This window comes from Bacteriovorax sp. Seq25_V, assembly GCF_000447795.1.
In the GTDB taxonomy this organism is placed as follows: Bacteria; Bdellovibrionota; Bacteriovoracia; order Bacteriovoracales; family Bacteriovoracaceae; genus Halobacteriovorax_A.
Map to the genome: position 1 here is coordinate 1 of NZ_AUNI01000003.1, position 20,466 is coordinate 20,466.

Below are 20,466 nucleotides of genomic sequence, written 5' to 3' on the forward strand. Positions count from 1 at the left end.
AAAAAGTTCTGCGTGGGCGTGATGGAAATGATACTTTTCTTCATTCGCAGTTATTTACATTTGAAACAAAAGAATTGTTTATGAAAGGTGTAAAGAATCAGAGAAAGTTTCTTCGCGATACATTGATGACAAGCTATTTGAGTTACTCATCAATGGAAAGACAGAGAGTAGGCATGACAAAATATGGAAGAAGTATCTGGGTAAAAACTGACAAAGTTGCATTGGGTTTAGAGTTTTTCTCCGGTGAATGGCACATTAGTCAATTGATTGCACTATCTTACTTACGATAAGTCGCTTTTTCTTTTTTTGGCAGGAGAATTATGCAAGATTGATCTCTAGTTTTTATTTTTGTTAATGGATTAGATTATGAATAAATTTTTGTTACTACTGATATTTTCAATTTCGATTTTTGCGAAGACGGATATTTCTTTGAATAGTGATGGTGCGGAGAAATACTTTACACCTCTTGAGATGAAGCAGGCCTTGACTTGGAAAATATACTTCTCTGGAGATAAAAAAGATGGAGTTTCCAAAGTTTTACCAATGAAGCTTTACGAAACAAAAGACTTGAATGGGAAGGTAATAGGAGAAATTAACGAAAAGGGACTTTTCTTCAAAGGGAAAAAAATCTGTCATTTTGAGAAGGTTCACGGAGGTCTAAATCTCTTGATTGATGAGAGACCTTTGAAGAATGATGATTGGGATGTTGTGAAGAGCTATGGGATGAATACAAAGCACTTGTGTGAATCATACCCTTTAAGAAGAGGTTTATATGCTTCAAAGAGTCTTGAGCAATCAGAATATGAGATGGAAGTTATTGTTAGTGATGGAAAGGTTGGAACATATGATCATGAGGGAACATCATATTATTTTAAGATAGATCATATGGAGAAAGAGGCCTCTAGGATAGAAAAAGATACAGAGACAATCTTGAAGGAAAAACTTTCAGATGATGAAATGAAGGCGCTGAATAAGTCCTTGGTAGAACTAAGGAGATTTTTAAAAACGGCAACACTTGAGCAGTTGTATGAGAGAGTTCTCAACGGCAGGGATGGTAATGATGTATTAGTCCATAAGAGGATTTTTACATTTAAGACGAAGAAGGACTTTTTTAATAAGCTAAAAAATAAGCACAATGATATAATTAAGAATGCTATTAAATTAACGTATTTATCTTTTGCTCACTTTGATAAAGGGTCTTATGGAATAAATACTGATGATAATCTCGCATTTGGGATCACTGGCAAAGAGCTATCTGTTTCCTATGCTTTAGTGGGGAGAGAGTGGAAAATTAGCCAATTAATAGCACTTTCCTATTTGAAATGAAATTTAAATAATGATCAGAATATTACTTATAACTCTATATACTCTACTTCTTTTTGCGAAGACGGATATTTCTTTGAATAGTGATGGTGCGGAGAAGTCTATTTATAAAAAAGAAATGAGAGGCTGAAATCGACCTCTCTTTAAAATCCAGTTTAGTCTTCGATATTATCCCAATCAAAATCTTTACCAAGCGTCACACCTGAAACTGTTTTTGTAATCTCTTTCTTAATAAACGGAAATTGCACAGGAACCATCTCATCAAATTCAGTTTCGTATGCAATAGTGATCGTCTTAGGACATGCCCCAAGCAGAGTCGTGAGGTGATAATCCTTTGGCATTTCTGGAATCCCCATTAGGGCATCTTCTTCTTCCATTGCCTGCTCAAGCATTGGGTTCATAGGTGGTTTCTCAGCACTATCTTTAACGATAATGGCCCCTTTAAGCTTCTCCGGTGGAATCTCTGCCGTTAAATTCCAGCTTTGGAAGTTAAAGAAATCGAGATAGAACATCGACTTTTGAAACTTGAATTTCCTTGGCATCAGCAGGGACTGAATAAACTTACGAGTCGAAGGATCTTTGGCCTTACGTGCGAATTTATCTGCCAGTTTCGCATCTTCAATACGAATAATATAGGCCCCAGGGTCTTTAGTTGATAGAAATAGGATAGATTGAAATGCAATACTGAAAAGCGTGTATAATTTGTGCTGATTCAGTAAAATATGTTTGTGCTCTGTTTCAATTATCGTTTTTACCGATTCATATAGATCTTGTTTACTAATATCGCCGCTCATAGAAGTCTCCTCGAACCTATAATATCTAAGGATTTACGGTATTTTTGTCAACTTAGATTTTTCAAAATATTTTGAACGATTTTCAAAATTTTTTTCACCTTCCTAATTGACTCATTCACAGTAATTCACTAAGATGCACCCTGAATATCTTGTAAAATTGAGACATCTTAATTAATTAATCAACTAATACGTGGAGAACGCAATGATTAACAACAAACTTATGGCGAAGACTCGTAACATCGGGATCTCAGCTCACATTGACTCTGGTAAGACAACTCTTACAGAGCGTATTCTTTTTTACTGTGACATGATTCACAAGATCGAAGATGTTCGTGGTGGTGGTGATGGTGCAAAGATGGACCACATGGAACTTGAAAAAGAAAAAGGGATTACAATTACATCTGCTGCTACGACAGTATTTTGGAAAGGTCTCGAAGGTAAGGGTACAACTTATGCTGACGGTGTAGATAAAGATACACGTGTTAACATTATCGATACTCCGGGCCACGTTGACTTTACAGTAGAAGTAGAGCGTTCACTACGCGTTCTTGACGGAGCTATTCTAGTTCTTTGTTCAGTATCTGGTGTTCAGTCTCAGTCTATTACAGTTGACAGACAGATGAAGAGATATAACGTTCCAAGACTTGCTTTCTTAAACAAGATGGACCGTATGGGAGCAAACCCATTCAATGGTAGAGATGCTCTTATTGAAAAACTAAACCACAACGCAGTTCTTATGCAAATGCCAATCGGTGCAGAAGATCAATTCTCAGGTGTTGTAGATCTAGTTACTAAGAAGGCTTATTACTTCGACGGTGATAACGGTGAAAACGTTAGAGTTGAAGAGTGTCCAGCTGATCTAGTAGATCAAATGGAAGAGCTTAGAGCTGAAATGATCGACAAAGTTTCTGAATACAAAGACGAAGTAATGGAAAAATACCTTGAAGGTGAAGAGCCATCTGAGGAAGAATTACACGAGTGTATCAAAATTGGTGTTCAGTCACTTCAACTAACTCCAGTATTCATGGGATCAGCATTTAAGAACAAAGGTGTTCAAGTTCTTCTAGAAGCAGTTGCTAGATACTTACCATCTCCACTTACTTGTGCTCTTCCAACAGCTCAAGATTCTGAAACAGATTCAAAAGTTGAAATCACTCCAGATCCAGAACAAGATCTACTTGCGATGGCATTCAAGATTACTGATGAGCAATTTGGACAGTTAACTTATACAAGAATTTATAGAGGAACTCTAAACAAGGGTGACACTGTTTTTAACACAAGAACTGGTAAGAAAGTTCGTGTTGGACGTATGGTTCGTATGAACTCAAATGATAGAGAGAATATCGATTCAGCTCACGCTGGTGATATCATCGCTATCGTTGGTATCGACTGTGCTTCAGGGGATACTTTTGTTGGTGACGACAGAAACATTAACCTTTCTCTTGAAGGTATTCACGTTCCAGTACCAGTTATTGAGCTTTCAATTTCTTGTAAAGATAAGAACGAACAAGCAAAAATGTCTAAAGGTCTTGCAAAATTCCTTAAAGAAGATCCAACTTTCCACGTATTCACAGATGAAGAATCTGGTGAAACAAGAATCGCTGGTATGGGTGAGCTTCACTTAGAAATTTATGTTGAAAGACTTAAGCGTGAGTTCGGTGCAAACGTAACTGTTGGTGCTCCTCAGGTTAACTACAGAGAGACAATCAGACAGGAAGCAAAATTTGATTACACTCACAAGAAGCAAACAGGTGGTTCTGGTCAGTTCGGTCAAGTTGTTGGTTGGTTAAAGCCACTTCCAGATGATAGAAAAGATAAAGAAGACCAAGTATTCAAGTTCAACAACGAAATTAAAGGGGGATCTATTCCTTCAGAATTCATTGGAGCTTGTGAGAAAGGTTTCCAAGACGTTATGGACAAAGGTCCTCTTGCCGCTTTCCCAGTTATTAACTGTGAAATTTTCCTACAAGACGGTAAGTCACACGACGTTGACTCTTCAGATATGGCATTCCGTATTGCTGCTAGACAAGCGATGAGACAAGCGATCAGAAACGCTTCTCCAGTAATTATGGAACCAGTAATGAAAGTTGAAGTAACAACTCCAGATGAGTACCAAGGTTCTGTAATTGGTGACCTTTCTTCTAGAAGAGGGATGATCCAAGGTTCTGAAACTGATCCAGGTGGAGAAGTTATTATCGTTGCAGAAGTTCCACTTTCTGAAATGTTTGGTTACTCAAATGACCTACGTTCTATGTCTGCTGGTAAAGCAACTTATACAATGGAATTTGCTAGATACGTTGATTGTCCATCAAATATCCAAGAAGAAGTTATGACAAAAAGAAAAGAAAAACTTGCTTCAGACGATTAATCCAAAGCTTAAATTTTTCAATACGAGGGCCCACTTATGTGGGCCTTTTTATTTGTGGCCGACTAATCTTTTTACACCCTTTGTAACTTATTCACTTTAATACAGCTCCGTAGACAAATTGTTTATCATAAACAAAAACCTCTTTATGGAGCCTTTGCATGAAAAGCCTACTGATAACTTTATTGATTGCATCTAATATGTCTTCTTTTGCTATTGGAGGAAGTCTACTTAGAAACTTCACAAAACCTTTTGCTAAGATTGGAATCGGATCTACTTCTGAGAAGTCGGTCAATAAGGTAAAGCATATTAGAAAGTTTTTAAACGCATCTGATCTCAGAAAAAGTGAATTGGATAAAGTTGAAATTAAAACAGTCCTTCCTCATTTTCCTGGCTCGGTATTAGAGAGCAATTACGAAAAAATTACTGAGCTAGAAGACCTTGGTTATGAACTAAGAAATAGTATCGTGGAGTTTTTAGAGCGCGGAAAAGTGAAAAACGATGCCGAAGTACTACTCCTTGCCAGACAGATCGAGGATTTTAATTTTCTTCTCGCCTCTGTTACGGTGTCTCTGGTTAAAGAGCCTAATATTGCTGATGTAAAAGAAGTAATTAATATTATAAGTGATATTACTAAGCATATTCCTGATATGAAAGTAAATGGAAGCTATCTTATCGTTTCCGCATTTATGGATTTTCAAGATGTGTTAACTAAAAGTGCAAAAAATATCACAAAAGGACTGGGTAAATAATGAGAGCTTTTCTAGTATTAATGATTGCAGTTATAACATCTTCTACCTTTGCAAAGGTCGCTGACTCTGCTGAACTTGGATGCCAACTCTACCTTGGTGAACAGAAAGTTTTTCACGACCTAAGAAAATTTAATATCGGTGAAGCAGATGGAAATGGTGTACGTGTCCTGGATGCTTATCTGGCCGAGAAAGAGGGAATCAAAGGCACTTGTACAATAGCTGGTGAAACTCTTGGATGCATTGTTAAGAACTCAAAGGGTAAGACAATTGAAGTTTTTATCGATCTTGATGGCAAGAGCACTGGTGAGGTTGAAGGGGAAGTCGTACATGAAGGCCTTATCTTCGCAAGATCCCATCAGGTAAGCTGTGATATCTTAAACTTGAAATAAGCTAAACTGCTCCCGTTAAATGGGGATGAATTTTCATTCAACCCAAGAGCTTCGGGAGCTTAAAACCCCAAAAATTGGGCAGTTCAGAAAAAATCGAGATATCTACTCAATGATATTCAGTATATTTCAGTTTTATCCCCATTTAAGTGAAGCAGTTATCATAAAATTTATTGTCTAGAATCAAACCTTTCTATAAACTGTATTTAATCCTCAAATTGGAATAGGTATGAGTTTAAATTTGATTATTGTAGATGATGAAGTCGATATTTTTATCCTTTACGAACTATTCTTAAAAAAAGAAATTGCAGCTGGCCAAGTTGCTCTTAAGTGCTTCTCAAGTGCCGGGGACTGCATTAAATACCTCGAGAGCGAGGAGATTAATTGCGCTAAGTCGTTAGTTCTAAGCGATATTAATATGCCTGAGATGGACGGTTACGAGCTCCTTAGCAAGGCGAGAGAACTCTATTCTGATCTACCTATCTATATGGTTACAGCTTACTCTCGAGAGGACTATGTGGAGAAGGCAATGAACCTTGGAGGCCAAGGCCTCATCCCTAAGCCTGTCGACTTTAATGAACTAAAAAATCTAATTTCTTCCCACTTTTAGAATTATCTAGCTTTTTGGCCGATTTTAGTATAAGGTTAAACTAATATATAATATAAGGGCTAAAAATGATTGAAACCAGTCAACTGCATACGCTTGTGGCCGTGGCCAGAGCGCAAAGTTTTTCAAAGGCAGCTGAAGAGCTTGGGGTTACCCAATCTGCTATTTCTCAGTCTGTGAAAAATCTCGAAAACAAGTTAGAAGTAAAACTTTTTAAAAGATCTGGCAAGAAGGTTGTTCTTACTGGTGAAGGCGAGAAGCTATTTACTCTTGCTTCAAACTTCTTATCGCATCTTGATGAGGCCCTTGTTGATATTCAAAATGCCAAGAATACGATGAGTGGAACAGTTCGCATTGGAACACTTATTGGTGTTGGAAAATCTTGGCTCGCACCAGAACTTCTAAGTTTTGCGAAAGAGTACCCTGAGCTATCTGTATCAATAAGTCTCGGCTTTCATGAAGAGCTGATTCGCGAGTTTGAAAACTATCGTCTTGATTTCCTTATTCTTCCTGAAGGAGCACTACCAACAGTTGGAGAGAAGAAACTTTTAAGTGAAGAAACGGTAACTCTTGTATATCCAAAAGGTAACCCGTTTGGGATCACTAAGGATATGACGATTGATGATCTTGCAAAAATTCCTACCGTGCTTTTTGAAAGGGAAGATCAATTATTTCAAAATTGGTGTCGTGCTAAATTTGGGAAACTTCCAAAGTCTAAGAATGTAAAATATACGATTAATTCACATGGAAATATGCTCCAGGCCGTTAGAGAAGGGCTTGGTATTGCTGTTGTTCCAAATCATGTTTTGAAAAGATCTTTTTATAAAGAACAAGTTGAAACTCTTGGTAACTTTTTTGATGTTGATCATGGAAAGTTCTATCTTGTATATCATAAAGATGCGACTGAGCTAGTACGTATCAAAAAGACGCTTGAGAGATTAACGTCGGAGAAGAACCCATTTCTATAAAATTTGATTCTCAAAAATTCTTTGAGCAAATTCCAACTCCTGTTTACGAGTTTCTTGTTGAGATATCTCGTAAGGGATTTTGCCTAACTCTCGTAGGCGGAAGTGTTCGCGACTTCCTATTAACGGGAAGACTTTCTCATGATCTTGACTTTGAGATCAAGCACCTCTTTGAATACGATGAAGCAAGGTGGATGAGAATGCTGCAAAACCTTTTTGATAAACTACAAGATGAATTTAATGTAAGCATCAAGCATAAAGGGGTAGGGGTTTATACACTCGAGTTGTCTGGCTTTGACTTAGAGTTTTCATCTCCTCGTATTGAAATTTTTAAAGCAGGTGAGATTGGGCATTTAAACTTTGAGCCAAAATTTATTTCAAATCTTTCAACAGCAGAGGCGTTTAAAAGAAGAGATTTTACCTTCAATGCAATTGGAATATTTTTTGGCGTCGCAGGTGCTGACGACGAATTCACGATTGTCGATCCTTATAATGGTGTTGATGCACTTGAAGCAAAAGAATTAAGAGCGATCTCTTCAGACTTCTTTTTAGACCCTGTACGCTTTTTAAGAATGATTCGCTTTAGTGAGAAATTTAACTTTTCAATCGGTGATAGTCTAAAAAAAGAACTTGGAAAATTTAATCTCCAGGGCCTAGGAATATTTCACTTTTATCAGGAGTTTAAAAAATCGAAGTCGATCAATTTTTTTAGTATATTTTTTAAGCTTGTCTTAGAACATAATATTTCTTTAAGTAAGGAAATTGAAAAATTACGCTTTTTAAAAGATTTACGAGATATCTCAACTGGTGATCGAGGGGAGTTATTCTTTGCGCTCCAATCGTTTACAATTGAACAAAAAACCATTCTCATTGAGTGCTTTAATTTAAAGAAGAAGCTATTTCAGGGCTATTTAAAGTCATTTCAGATAATCGAAAAGTATCGACACGAAGGAACAATTGATGAAGAACTTGTAAGTACTTTTGAAGTCATTTATGAGGCAAACCTGGCAACTGAATTTTCTATTATCGATGAAATGAAATATAGAGAATTTTTAACACTTATAAAAAATAAACCAAAGTTTCAAAATCAAAATGATAAAAACTCTTTTTATCAATCTCTTGTGACCTCTTTAGCTAGGCAAAATTCTCCTAAATAAATAACCACTGGCTTTTATAACAGATTTCTGTCAAAATTAAACTGGGTAAATTCTTCGTGGAGAAATTATGGTAGATATACATTCAATCATTAAGACTCATCGAAATAAAGTTGATGAAGGTGAAATCGTTAACCTCGATTTTGATGAACCAACTACTTCTGAAATCCCAGATGTTTTCTTTGATAACATTCTTGTAAATTTTAAACTTTCACGCCTAGAGACAATAGTACTGATGTACCTTTACCGAAAGGTATGGTGTCGATCAAATATGTATCAAAAGCATGGTATCTCTCAACTCTTGTCTTTGACTGACATGGTTAAGCAATTAGACTTTAAGATTGAAGAGATTCACTCAGCAATACGCAAGCTAGAAAATTTTGGATTTATCGTTACGATTCGTATTGGACAGTACTTTGTTCGTCGTTACTTCACGAAAGATCTTGATGCTCAGTTTGGACAAACTTACGACGATTTTGAGGTATAGCCCACTTTTGTTGGCTCTCTAATTTTTGATAGATAGTTAAATCTTACCCATTTAGCTCCAACTAGTTCATTTTCTTTCAAAATGATAGAATAAAGTAATCTTTATTTTAGGTGAGCAATGGCGAATACGCAAAAAAACATTCTTTACATTGGTTCCGACAAGGGTTACTGGTCTAACCTTACTCATCGCTTTAAGTTGAACTATCAACATGTTGAGTTTGATTTTATTAATCTACCTCCATGTAATATGGACACTGTGAATTCTCAGATCCTTGAATGTCTCGATATTAATCCGTCCTTTGTTTATCTTGATTTATCAAAGACTGAACAACCTCTTTATCAACTGGGTCAATACCTTAAGAGAACAACTGCTTTTGCTAATACGCCAGTTATCGGACTTATAGAGGATATTAATAAGCTTGAAGAAACTCTTCTTCTTGGTTTTGATTTTGTCTTTATCAAGTGCGCTGAGATTCATGATGTAATTTACCATCCATATTTTAAACGATTCCCTAAAGAAGCCCTTAAGAAAGATTTCGCCCTTGCTCGTACAACAATCGAATCAAAAGTTGTTGAGACGATGCGAATTGGATATTTTGCTGAAGACTATATGCATATTGAGTGTGATAGCGATTTTAACGTTGGTGATATTTTAAAAATTAAAACTTCGCTTCCTGAAGATTGTGTAAAGTCTAAATATTTCACAGTTAAACATAAGTCAGAACGTGACCTATATTACTCATATCGTTTTTCATACGACCTCGAATATAAGCTTATTGATGATCTCGTTTTTAATAATGAAGACATAGAAGAGGCCAATAAGATTGCAGATGAAAAAGTTCGTAAAAATGCTATTGATCATATTCAAAAAGGTCGAAATCTAAAAATTGAAGAACATGAAAAAAATAAAATAAAGTTAAAGAAGAATCTTAAGGCGTGGATTAATGATAATAAAGACGCCAAGGTCGCAAAGAGAACAAAGGTTCTTATTGTCGATGAAAATCTCTCTTTTTTAACATCTGAAAAACGAAGACTAGATTCTTTCCCTTGCACAATAAGGATAGAAACTGCTTTAAGCGATGACTTTATTCAAATTGATCACTACCTTCCTCAGTTAATTGTTTTTAAAATTCCTGAAGTCGTTCTCTCTGCACAGGAAGAAATGCTTCCAGAGGATAAGCAACATGAAATTAAAGTTAGAAACGAATCTAAGCTAACAGAATTTTTTTCAAGACTAGTTTCGAAAGTAAATTCGATTGAAGATTATACTCCATTTATTATTATTTTTAATTGTAAGAGCTTCACCTCAAAAGCTTTCCAGGATACTTTTCGCTATGACTTTATCTTAACCAATCCGAATCGTATTGATCTTGATATGATTTTGAAAATGGCAGATCTTTATCAGACTAAGCAAGACGAGAAGTTTAAAAAAGTTGTGCAGGATAAAATTGCCAAACTAAGAAAAGAAGATCCACTAAAGTATGGAAAGCTGAATATTTCAGACTTTGAAGAAAATCGTTTCTACGTAAGTAAGAAGCATAAACTTTCAAGAGCTTCATATGAGCAGGTTATTCAAATCAAAGCGATAAGTGAGTCAGAAGTTTACTTTTTAACAGAATATGCATTAGAGCTTGGAAATTATCGTTTGAGTGATCCCTTTCCTATGGTTATTAGACTTGTTCCTCAAGATGGAAAACCATTTCAACAGCAGGATGGAAAACTTCTCTACAAAAGTTTAATTCATTCGATTGGAGAAAATGAGAAGAAGGAATTGAGACGCCATATCAATGATGTTTATACGTCGCACAAAAAAGAAGAGCGTGAAAAAGAAGAAGCGGAATTTCAGGAGCTTAATAAGAAGGTCCTTGAAGAGGCCCTTGAGAAAGAGAAAAATGATAAACATGATCAAGACAAAGAGTGAATTCACTTTTAAATATCCCTAAAATTGTGTAGTTTCTTTCTATGAACTACTCAAATACTCTAGAACAGCTACATAAGAGCTTACAAGAACACCCATTATACAAGGCCCTAAATTCAATTGAAGACCTTCAGGTTTTCATGTCTTGGCATGCATTTGCTGTTTGGGATTTCATGTCGCTTTTAAAATCACTGCAAAATACAATTACATGTACAACTCTTCCTTGGAGACCAAGTCCATATCCAAAAGATGTTGTGAGATTTATCAATGAGATCGTAGTCGGAGAAGAGTCTGACAGTTGTCTTGATGGCGGTTATATTGATCATTTTTCAATGTATGTAGAGGCGATGAAAGAAGTTGGGGCACCAGTTGATGGTTTAAATTACGTCATTGAGACTTGTGACTTTTCAATTCTTCCAGCTCCAATTAGAAGCTTTGTTGAATTTAATATTGGTCTAGCTCAAAATGGATTGCCTCATGAGGTTGCAGCAGCGTTCTTCTATGGTAGGGAAAATTTGATTCCAGATATCTTTGAACCAATCGTTTCTGAAATTAATGAAAAGTCACTAAATTGTCCAAACTTCAAGTACTACCTCGAAAGACATATTGAACTTGATGGTGGAGAGCACGGACATCTCGCTAAGAAATGTTTAGATTCATTAACTGGGCATGATGCAGAACTTGAAAGACAGGCATTTGAAGCGGCAAAGACTTCCTTACTACTTAGAGAAAAAATGTGGACTTATATTCTAGGGGAAATTCAAAGGTCGACTAGTAAGGCTTCTCTAGCTATTCACTAGAAAAACTCTTCTTTTCTTACATTTAGTACCAAAGAATACGTGTCCCGATTAAACTAGAAAGATAAAAGTATTTTTTGGTATTTTCATGGAGGAAAATGATGAGAAAACTAGTTGTCCTAGGGGCAGTTATCCTTTCTTTTGCTACTCAAGCAGGCCTAGAAAGTTTTAATAATAGATTTGAATTTGTAAGAGAAGATGGAAAGCTTATCGCGGTAAGAGACCGTTCACTGAGTTCAAAATTTTCAATCAAGACTTATATTTCATACATCAAGAATGAGCTTTTAAAAGAGCAGGCATTGATGAATAGTTTTCAAGGTGATTACGAAAATGAAATCAAAAACCTTTTCTCTGATGGAGAGTCTCTTCGTGGAGAAAACAATGAAAGAGTTAATCATATCGTAAATTCAATGAAGGCACTTGGTCCTGTTGATTTTGAAGCAATTTTTTCAAATGAAAATTTTGTTGAAGTTATGGAAAGCTTTGAAGGTAAACTAAGAGAAGCGATCTTCTATATTGATCCACAACTTGTTGCAAAACCTGATAACGCATCATTTTTCTATAAGAGAAATGTAACTCACAAAGTTGTATCGTGGGCCTTAAACTTTGCTGCAAAAAAATTAAGTACAGTTCCACTACTTAATACTGCTTCATATGCAATCGTTCAAATTGAAAAGATGATGACGACTCGTAGAATGTACCAACAAAATATGCTTCTTCATTATCTTGAAGTAAATGAAGCATCAGAACTTGGTCTTACAAAAGAAGAAGCTGACAGTATCTTCTCTTCAATCTATGAATCGAGAATTGAATGGTATGCATTCTGGGAATCAACTGATGCGAAATTAGATTGGACACACTTTGGATCAAATCGTTTCTATCAAAACTGGAGACTTGGAACGAATAAAATTAGAAGCTTCAAAGGAATCTATGACTCGATGGATGAGAGAGTTAACTTTGCTTTCAATGAAGTAACTTATAAAGGAGAGCGTGTACTTGTTAACCTTGTAAATAATCAAAACATGATAGACTCAAAGCCTGCTATTGCATACTCATTTGATAATCCAAAGAAGATTAAGAGAACGAGAGCGGTTTTAACTCTCGCAAGACTTGGACTAAGCTTTGTATCTCTACCGGCCATGATCAAAGATATTGTTCAGGACTACATGAAGTCGTACTATGAGCAACAACAAATTACAGAAGGTGCTTTAATGGCATACTTCGAACAAAATGATATGACTGATGAAGCTAAGAACGTAAGATCTCAATTTATAAATCCATATTCATTCTAAAAAAAAGGCCACTTCGGTGGCCTTTTTCTATGCTACTTGTTTCGGTTCACTTTTTATTGTTATACCTAAAATTATCAATTGTACGGCAAAGAAGCTTCCAAGAAAGATTGCTCCCCCTTCAGAAAACCCATATGAGTGAAGTCCTGAAGCTAAAATATAGTTAACGCCAAACCATGCCATCATAACACTCATAAAAGCTGCCGCGACAAGTGGTGCGAACCTCTTTGGTGGAATCCAATTCGTATATTTTCCGTGGAGGATTGCCATATAAAAACAAAGTACAATCAGTGACCATGTTTCCTTTGGGTCCCATCCCCAGAAACGCCCCCACGAGTAATCTGCCCATACTCCACCAAGAATAATTCCTGCGGCCAGCATCGTTACTCCATACTTTAAAGAAGTATAAATGACATCATTATAATAAACTTCATCTTTGTGTGTGAGGTGACCAAATTTCTTTTTGATAATTATCGTATTAGCAAGAATCCAACTCAGTGCGAGTGCCCCATAAGACATAATGATTGTCGTTACGTGCGTACTTAGCCAGAAGTTATCACGAAGAACTGGTACGAGTGGGCTAATGCTTGGTGATACCATTGAACCCGCAAAAGTAATCATCATAAGCGTACAGAGATTGTAGGCAAGACCCATATAGATAAAGACTTTTTCCTTCTTAAAATGTCCAATGATAAGAGCAAGTAGAAGAGATCCGAACCCTGAAAAGATAACAGTCTCATACATATTTGTAATCGGTGCTCTTTCTGAAATATAAACTCTAAGTCCAAGGTATGTAAGTTGGATGAGAACTGTTAAAACCGAAAGTCCAAGTGAAATATAGAATCTCTTAAATAGTACAAGGGCCGCAAGCGCTAAAATTGTCGTAAGCATTGCCCAACCAGTAAGAGAGGCCTTGTCAAAGTAATACTCAACTAAATATTTGTCTCCTTCAACCTGGATATACTCTTTCTTTGCTTCTTCAAAAGCATAAAGAAAAGGTGTCTGGCTAATTTTAGCTAGAGATTCAATTTTTTCCTGAGTAAGGAAAGAAGCAAGGGGAATCCAAGTCATCTCAGTTCCATTCGCCATTGGTAGTAGCCAGTTATTACTTGAAGTAATTTCTGAATAGAGACTAATTTTAGAAAGTAATTTTCCAAGATCTTTCTTGTAGCTACCTTCATCTTTTTGTCTCATCCATTCTGATCTAAGTTCACCTTGCATTGAGACTAATTCAGAAAGTGGCATTTCATGCTTTCCACCGAGAAATTCTCTTGTCTGGCTGTGGTCGATCGTCGTTGTTGCATTAAGGTTAACAGGTAGTCCGAATCCTTGTGCTGACAAAAGACAATAAGCTGTTGTCGCCTTATAGTCACCAACCTTACTCTTTCCGACAAGATGTTTAATTGATTCTTTTGCGTGGACACTCAGTGGCTTAATACGCCCACCTTGAAGGATTGGAAGCTTTCCTAGCTCTTCGTTACAAAAATATGTTTCTGAAGGTGCCTGGGCAAAAACAGTATGTAATTGTAGAAGAGCGAGTATAAAAACAATAAATTTCATATCATCTCCGATTTAGGCTTTAAGGCCTAGGATATCATTTTCTTTAGTCTTTTTTCTGTTGTTTAAATAATAGTGCCAAGTTGCTCCAAATACTAAAAGTAGAGAACCGAGGTATTTTAAAAAACGTCCTTGGTCTACGTTAACACTTAATGTAGAGCTGTACTGTCCTGTTTGCTCATCCTGTGAGTAAGATGCTTGATAGAATGTAAAGCCATCATACTTTAGAGGATTATTCATATAAACGTGATGCTCAGATGTACCATTATTTTTAAATAGTGTTACAAAGCTTTCATAACTTGCAGGATTGTTTGTTCCTGGATCTTTGTCCATCTTAAATTTTGAAAGAGTTAATTCAAATGGCAGCAGAAATGACTTCTTCGTCATATAGATATCAACTTTCTTCCCATCAATGAGTAGACTCACTGGTCTCTCACTTGTTACCCAGTAAGTTTGTCCACGAATATTGATCTTTGCGGCACGAACTTCACCTTTTATTAGTGCGCCTTTTGATTGAATAGGTGTCGTTGCTACAGGGATATAAGTTGGAACTAGCTCATTAGAATGTTTCAAAAGTGTAAGTTCAAATCCCATCCAAGGAAGATCCATTTTCTTTTTGTCATTAAACTCTTGAATAACCCATTTCTTTTCATCCTTTTCAAAGAAGGCCGCTTGTTCTCCAAATAGGAAGAGGTGTGGCTTTTCTTCAAATAGTTTCTTTGAGAAAACTCTTACTGGTGCACCACTAATTGGTTTTAACTCTGCGTCGAGGGCCCAAGGAGAAACATCTGGAATAAAGGAGTAAACAGTATCTTTTTCTCTAAAAGCGAAGAATCTCTTTTGTGTAGAAGTTTCTTTAATAGGTATTTTTAATTCTTCTGGCGTTGAACATTTTGCAGTTCTTGAGTCCCAGATGATAAGCCCAGATGGGTTGTTTTGCTTAAAGCACTCAATCATCGCATGTGGCAGATATGTAATATTCAAAAGACCCATTGTTAAAGAAGCTTTAAAGTCATAGGCCTCTGGGTGAAGTGAAAGAGTGAAGTCTTGTGCAACATTTGGATTGGCCACATTATAACTAGAAGAATGTGTGTTTGAAGAGGCCGTTGGCACAGACTCCTTAACCCACTCAAGTTTCTTTTCTGCAAACGGTAGGTAGCTTACAACTTCGATGTCATTGTACTTAATTCCAAGTTCTTTTTCCTTGGCGACATATGGCAGATTCAAAGTGGCACGTTTGTTGTCTTCTTCTGAAATGATTTCAATAACATCATCGTTTAAAACAATTTGGCGTGTCGGAGTCATAGGGTTTAAATGAATTGTTCCATCAATCCCGGCGATATATGTCGCAAAAGATCCAATTCCAATTATTATTAGACCAGTATGGATAACATAGAAACCGTAAAGTCTCTTTTTCAATGGCAGGCGTATAAGAGTTGCAAATAAAATACTTAAGAACATAAAGAACTGAAGCAGCATAAAAAGAGGGGTCTTATAGATTAGTCGATTGGCATAATCTGTTCCATACCAACTTTCCATGAAAGTTCCGATGATCATCATGATTGTAAAAATTAAGATAATGACAACAGCAAACTTTAATCCACCTATTGTCTTTTCAATTTTATGATAAATACTTTGCATTTATTGATCCTAAATTAAGAATTTCAGTAGTTTTGATTTATCACAATGGTGATAACTAGGCCATGAAAACCGAAATAAGATAGACGATTCCAAAGAGGATCGGCTGGTGAATGATGTAGATTTTGAACGCATGTTGTCCAAGAAAAACTAACGGCTTAGATGCGTTATTGTAAGGGATGTAAGCCTTGTAGAAGCTAAATCCTGAACAATAAATACCAATTAGTGATACAGCGAGCCATGGAAAAATGGGAATATAATCCATTGAGGCGTGGGAAAGCTCAAAAAAAGGAATTTGTTTATTCATGACCTCAAGCGCCAAAAGAAAGATCGCAACAATAAGGCCTGTTTTCTTAAATTTTAGAAATGGGACACAGATAATGCTTAAAAAGAAGATACAATGAAGTGTTCCAAAATAAATCCAGTTCTTTGGAAAGGCAAAATACGTAAAGAGACTGATAAGTAATGCTCCAATACCAATCTTTGCCAGTCTATGGAGGTATGGCCTTAGCCTTAAGCCTTTTTTATGAGCAAGTGCAAGGGACATTCCAACACTAAAAAGAAAGAGTGTAACAATCACTCGCGGAAGAACAAACCAGAACGTGTCTTTTTGAAAGTCAATGTTAACAAATTTGAAGAGATCGAGGTCATAGAAGAGATGAAAGAAAATCATCAAAGTTACAGCGACTCCTCTGATTATATCGAGTAATAAATATCTTTCATTTTTTGACCCAGTCATTACTCAATTGTATACTTTCGAAAGTTATTTTTAAAGAGGTAAAAGTCGTGAAGAAGGTTTCAAAATATATTGCATACACAATTATCACTCTTGTTCTTGGAGTTGTTTTATTTTTTTACATTAGTTTGAAAATATCTGTCCCGGTTATGACAGGAGAGGTGCTTCTTGACGGTATTTCAAGTGATGTCAAAATTGTTCGTGACAATGAGGGAATACCTCATATCTACGCAAAGAATAAGCAAGATATGCTCTTTGCCCTCGGCTTCGTAATGGGCAGTGATAGGCTTTTTCAATACGACATGATTAGAAGAGCGGGAGCAGGTAGAACTGCTGAGATCATTGGTAGTAAAACTCTTCCTGTTGATATCCTTTTTAGGACCATCGCGAGTAACGCCAATTTTAAAGAAAAGGTAAATAATCTTCCAGAAAATATTAAGGTTGAATTGAACTCATTTTATTCTGGTATTAATTACTATCTGAAGAATTATCCGAAACCGATTGAATATAGAATTCTAGGCGTAGACCCGGAGCCGTTCTCAATTGAGGATGCATATAGTGTTTATCTCTACCTTGCGTATAGTTTTTCACCCATGCTTAAAGATAAGCCAATGTATGATGTCATTAATAAAACTGTGCAGGGCAGAGATCTCAATCTTCTGCATTCGAATAAGATTAAGGGTAAAACGATTACTACTGTGATAGAGGAGAAGGCATCATCTCTCGTATCATCTACTTATGCAAATCTTCTAAATATTGATCAATTACTCTCTTTCTTATCACCGATAGAAGGTTCTAATGCTTGGGTTATCTCTGGAAAGCTTACAAAGAGCGGGGCGCCGATTCTTTCCTCTGATCCCCACATCACTTTTTCTGCGCCCAACCTTTGGTATGAGGCCCATACAATAATTGAGGATGGAGAGTCATTCTATGGCCACTTCTTACCTCTCATTCCATTCCCTGCAATGGGACACAACTTTCATCATGGGTGGGGTCTAACGATGTCCTATAATGATGATATGGACTTAAACTATGAAAATGATCAAAAATTTGAACAGAGAAAGTCACTCATTAAAGTAAGAGGTGAAGACGACTATGAATTATCTGTTGCTGTGACTAAGCATGGTCCATTGATTAATGATATTGTTCAGAGAAAAGAATTGATCTCGATGAGCTGGGGATTATATGAGAAATCAAATAGGCCAATTCAGGCCTTCTATCACCTTGCCAATGCAAAAACGATGGAAGAGCTCAAAACGGCTGTGTCGATGGCGAAGTCACCTGGGATGAATATTCTTTATGCAGACAAAGAAGGTAATATTGGACATTTTATACTAGGGTCTCTTTTTAAAAGAAATGCCAATACTCCATCAACAGCTATAAAAGACGAATTTGATTTTGGTGGACTCTATGACTACGAACTTTCTCCCCACCGCGTGAATCCAGATAATCAAATGCTAATCTCAACAAATGATAGACCGGATCATGCGAAGATTGAGGTGAGAGGAATTTGGTATCCAAAAAATCGTCATGATACAGTAGAGCACCTTTTAAAAGAGAGAGAATCTTGGACAATGGAGATGATGGAAAAAGTTCAGACATCGTCATTGGATATTTTTGCGCTTGATATAAGAGACACAATTATTGCTGATCTCGAAAGTTCTTTAGGGCTAGACGAGTTAGAAAAATTGGCCCTTGAAGCGCTTAAGGCCTGGAATGGTGAGAGTGAAATTTCTAGTATTGGTGCTACAATTTACAATCATTTTAATTACCTGGTAATGCCAGAAATTACTGATGAAATGAATGAGAAAGAAAGATTTCAATATTGTACGACTACTTCATCTTGGTACTTCTTACAAAGGCTTCTAAAGTCTCCTAATAACCCTTGGTGGGATATCTCGACTACGACAGAAGTTGAGAAACGAAGTGATATAGTTTTAAAGGTATTTAAGTCAACTGTTGCGGATCTTTCACAGAAGCTTGGTGGCGATGTCAAACTTTGGAACTGGGGGCGCTTGCATACAATAGAATTTCCACATCCATTTGGAATGAATAAAGTGTTAGGAAAAGTTTTTAATATTGGCCCTTTTCCTGTTGAAGGCGCGATCAATGACATTAATCATTTTCGCAGAAAAGGATGTCAAAATGGTCACGATGTAAAATCTGGTCCTAGTACACGACGAATTGTAGATTTTGCAGATCCTAGTACAAGCCTTGGAATATTGCCGCTTGGAAACTCTGGCCATATGCTAAGTCCATTTTATGATAACCAAAGAGAGAGATTTTTAAAGGGTGAGTACCGCTTGCAGTTAATGAAGGAAGCAGATATTGAAAAAAACAAGGCCTTCGAATTACTCATTAAAAAAAATAACTAAAGTCGTGTGATTTGTATTCGTTATTTCAAATTTTCCATGGGCTTCATTGCTTATTCCATGTGAAGAGAGAGGGCGAATACATTTTTTTAGAAGAGGATATTTTACCTTTCCCGAAATCGTGAGAATATTATTGTCTATTGAGAAGACACTAAATACACCGTGATGATTTAGCTTTTCAAAGGTTTGATTAGTTATCAAAATTTGTGAGTCTACATACATTCTAAATGGATGCGGACCTTTGCTTTTTACTATTCCAATTATTGTAAGAATATTTGCAAACTCGTGATCTTTTCTACCTCCGAGGAAGCCGTTGAGTCTTACGTTGGAATATTGATTTTCGTTTACAATTTTGAGAGCATACTCGAGGTCACTTTCGTCCTTGTCGCGTGGAAGCTTCGTCGTCATTGAGGTTTCTGTTATATTCGAGTCATTGTCGCCAATAATATTCTTTATTTTTTTAAATGAAGAAAGTGTGTCGTAAACGCGATTAAGCCCACCATCAATAATGATAGTATCAAGCTCATAGTCAATAGGAGTATTGCTATCCATTGGACCAATAAATTGAATAATCTTACTTGTCATGAAATCTCATTTTCATTTCATAATGATAAGCTTATATTGTACCTCTAAATAAGGACACTGTATATGATTTCAAACGTTGCTAAAAATCTTATCGATAAATATACCAATAAAATATCTTCATCTTATGACATTCATTACACAGATGAACTCTTTCAGGGCGCCGAATTTTCGCTCATTCTTAATGAGGACAAAATAGGGGATATCTTCTATAGGCCAGGTGAAAGCGCGGAATTAGATGCTTTAGTCTTGGCCTCTCTCGAACTTGGAAAGAAGATTGGTCCAAAATATTTTGCGATGGCGAACTTTAGGGAGATTGAAAATTTTCTTCGCGATGATGTAACTAAATTCGCATGGGAGCGTGTTCTTGCTTATAAGGAGTCTTGGGAAGCTGCACAAATCGTATTACTTCGTGGACTCATTTATTCTGTGCTACTAAAGAGTGGGCTTAATTTTGTGCAATTTCCTACAAATTATGAGGAGCGTACACAGTTAATACAAACTCAATTTGTTCATATTAATAACGTCCTTGGTTCTTTTGGTTTGGGGCACATTGATATTGTCGCTCTTGAGGATAGTAACCTATATGTTCATTATGAATTAGTCCGTGGACAACCAAATTCTAGTGATCTTTTCCTGGCCCTGTTGGATGGGGTAAGTGAGTATTTGAGTTTTTGCTACGGGTCAAACAGTATAAAATTGGTTGCTCAATAAGTGATAAACAGTTAATATCAAGGGTAGTTAT

The 20,466-nt window shown here is 36.3% G+C and carries 19 protein-coding genes; 14 read left to right on the forward strand and 5 right to left on the reverse strand.

The window, feature by feature from the left end; all coding sequences use genetic code 11:
- Both M900_RS00135 and M900_RS00140 read left to right on the forward strand, forming a co-directional pair.
- On the forward strand, positions 1-290 hold a 290-nt coding region (locus M900_RS00135; RefSeq protein WP_034730539.1), incomplete at its 5' end, for a hypothetical protein.
- 76 nt (positions 291-366) lie between these two features.
- Positions 367-1,326: a hypothetical protein gene (locus M900_RS00140; protein ID WP_021272862.1), complete on the forward strand. Its 960-nt coding sequence runs from the start codon at positions 367-369 to the stop codon at positions 1,324-1,326.
- A gap of 152 nt (positions 1,327-1,478) precedes the next feature.
- Here the strand turns inward: M900_RS00140 and M900_RS00145 are convergent, their stop codons facing one another.
- On the reverse strand, positions 1,479-2,117 hold the full coding sequence (locus tag M900_RS00145) for a hypothetical protein (protein ID WP_021272838.1): 639 nt from the start codon (positions 2,115-2,117) through the stop codon (positions 1,479-1,481).
- A 202-nt stretch (positions 2,118-2,319) separates the two neighbouring features.
- Here M900_RS00145 and fusA point away from each other — a divergent pair, with 202 nt between their 5' ends.
- The 10 genes from fusA to M900_RS00195 all read left to right on the forward strand — a co-directional run bounded on the left by fusA (position 2,320) and on the right by M900_RS00195 (position 12,839).
- A complete protein-coding gene (gene fusA, locus M900_RS00150) occupies positions 2,320-4,485 on the forward strand; it encodes an elongation factor G (protein ID WP_021272821.1) in 2,166 nt (721 codons plus the stop codon).
- A 158-nt stretch (positions 4,486-4,643) separates the two neighbouring features.
- The gene (locus tag M900_RS00155) at positions 4,644-5,234 is read left to right on the forward strand and encodes a hypothetical protein (RefSeq protein WP_021272820.1); all 591 of its coding nucleotides are present in this window, start codon (positions 4,644-4,646) and stop codon (positions 5,232-5,234) included.
- Positions 5,234-5,623 (forward strand): hypothetical protein, encoded by a 390-nt coding sequence (locus M900_RS00160; RefSeq protein WP_021272843.1) that lies wholly within the window; start codon positions 5,234-5,236, stop codon positions 5,621-5,623. The genes M900_RS00155 and M900_RS00160 overlap by 1 nt, the downstream gene beginning before the upstream one ends.
- A 226-nt stretch (positions 5,624-5,849) precedes the next feature.
- Complete coding sequence (locus M900_RS00165) at positions 5,850-6,230, forward strand: response regulator (RefSeq protein ID WP_021272816.1); 381 nt, start codon at positions 5,850-5,852, stop codon at positions 6,228-6,230.
- A 65-nt stretch (positions 6,231-6,295) separates the two neighbouring features.
- Positions 6,296-7,195, forward strand: coding sequence for a LysR family transcriptional regulator (locus tag M900_RS00170; RefSeq protein WP_021272857.1), 900 nt, complete (start codon positions 6,296-6,298; stop codon positions 7,193-7,195).
- Positions 7,196-7,257: 62 nt separating this feature from the next.
- Complete coding sequence (locus tag M900_RS00175; RefSeq protein ID WP_232422274.1) at positions 7,258-8,349, forward strand: hypothetical protein; 1,092 nt, start codon at positions 7,258-7,260, stop codon at positions 8,347-8,349.
- Between the two features lie 67 nt (positions 8,350-8,416).
- Positions 8,417-8,833, forward strand: a complete 417-nt coding sequence (locus M900_RS00180; protein ID WP_021272844.1) for a hypothetical protein — start codon at positions 8,417-8,419, stop codon at positions 8,831-8,833.
- Between the two features lie 117 nt (positions 8,834-8,950).
- A complete protein-coding gene (locus tag M900_RS00185) occupies positions 8,951-10,753 on the forward strand; it encodes a hypothetical protein (protein WP_021272826.1) in 1,803 nt (600 codons plus the stop codon).
- Positions 10,754-10,794: 41 nt separating this feature from the next.
- Positions 10,795-11,550: a DUF3050 domain-containing protein gene (locus M900_RS00190; protein WP_021272841.1), complete on the forward strand. Its 756-nt coding sequence runs from the start codon at positions 10,795-10,797 to the stop codon at positions 11,548-11,550.
- 98 nt (positions 11,551-11,648) lie between these two features.
- Positions 11,649-12,839: a hypothetical protein gene (locus tag M900_RS00195; RefSeq protein ID WP_021272828.1), complete on the forward strand. Its 1,191-nt coding sequence runs from the start codon at positions 11,649-11,651 to the stop codon at positions 12,837-12,839.
- Positions 12,840-12,866: 27 nt separating this feature from the next.
- Here the strand turns inward: M900_RS00195 and M900_RS16740 are convergent, their stop codons facing one another.
- From M900_RS16740 to M900_RS00210, 3 genes are read right to left on the reverse strand one after another with little or no spacing between them, the layout of a single operon-like run.
- Complete coding sequence (locus M900_RS16740) at positions 12,867-14,396, reverse strand: cytochrome c biogenesis protein (protein ID WP_021272831.1); 1,530 nt, start codon at positions 14,394-14,396, stop codon at positions 12,867-12,869.
- Positions 14,397-14,408: 12 nt separating this feature from the next.
- On the reverse strand, positions 14,409-16,034 hold the full coding sequence (locus M900_RS00205) for a cytochrome c biogenesis protein ResB (protein WP_021272822.1): 1,626 nt from the start codon (positions 16,032-16,034) through the stop codon (positions 14,409-14,411).
- A gap of 55 nt (positions 16,035-16,089) precedes the next feature.
- On the reverse strand, positions 16,090-16,770 hold the full coding sequence (locus M900_RS00210) for a heparan-alpha-glucosaminide N-acetyltransferase (RefSeq protein WP_034730544.1): 681 nt from the start codon (positions 16,768-16,770) through the stop codon (positions 16,090-16,092).
- 47 nt (positions 16,771-16,817) lie between these two features.
- Here M900_RS00210 and M900_RS00215 point away from each other — a divergent pair, with 47 nt between their 5' ends.
- Positions 16,818-19,142, forward strand: coding sequence for a penicillin acylase family protein (locus M900_RS00215; RefSeq protein ID WP_021272860.1), 2,325 nt, complete (start codon positions 16,818-16,820; stop codon positions 19,140-19,142).
- Here the strand turns inward: M900_RS00215 and M900_RS00220 are convergent.
- Entirely contained in the window at positions 19,119-19,724 is a 606-nt protein-coding gene (locus M900_RS00220; RefSeq protein WP_021272850.1) for a hypothetical protein, read from the reverse strand. The two genes, M900_RS00215 and M900_RS00220, sit on opposite strands and share 24 nt — an antisense overlap.
- 63 nt (positions 19,725-19,787) lie before the next feature.
- Between M900_RS00220 and M900_RS00225 the strand changes: the two genes are divergently transcribed.
- On the forward strand, positions 19,788-20,435 hold the full coding sequence (locus M900_RS00225; protein ID WP_021272854.1) for a hypothetical protein: 648 nt from the start codon (positions 19,788-19,790) through the stop codon (positions 20,433-20,435).
- Positions 20,436-20,466 lie beyond the last annotated feature (31 nt).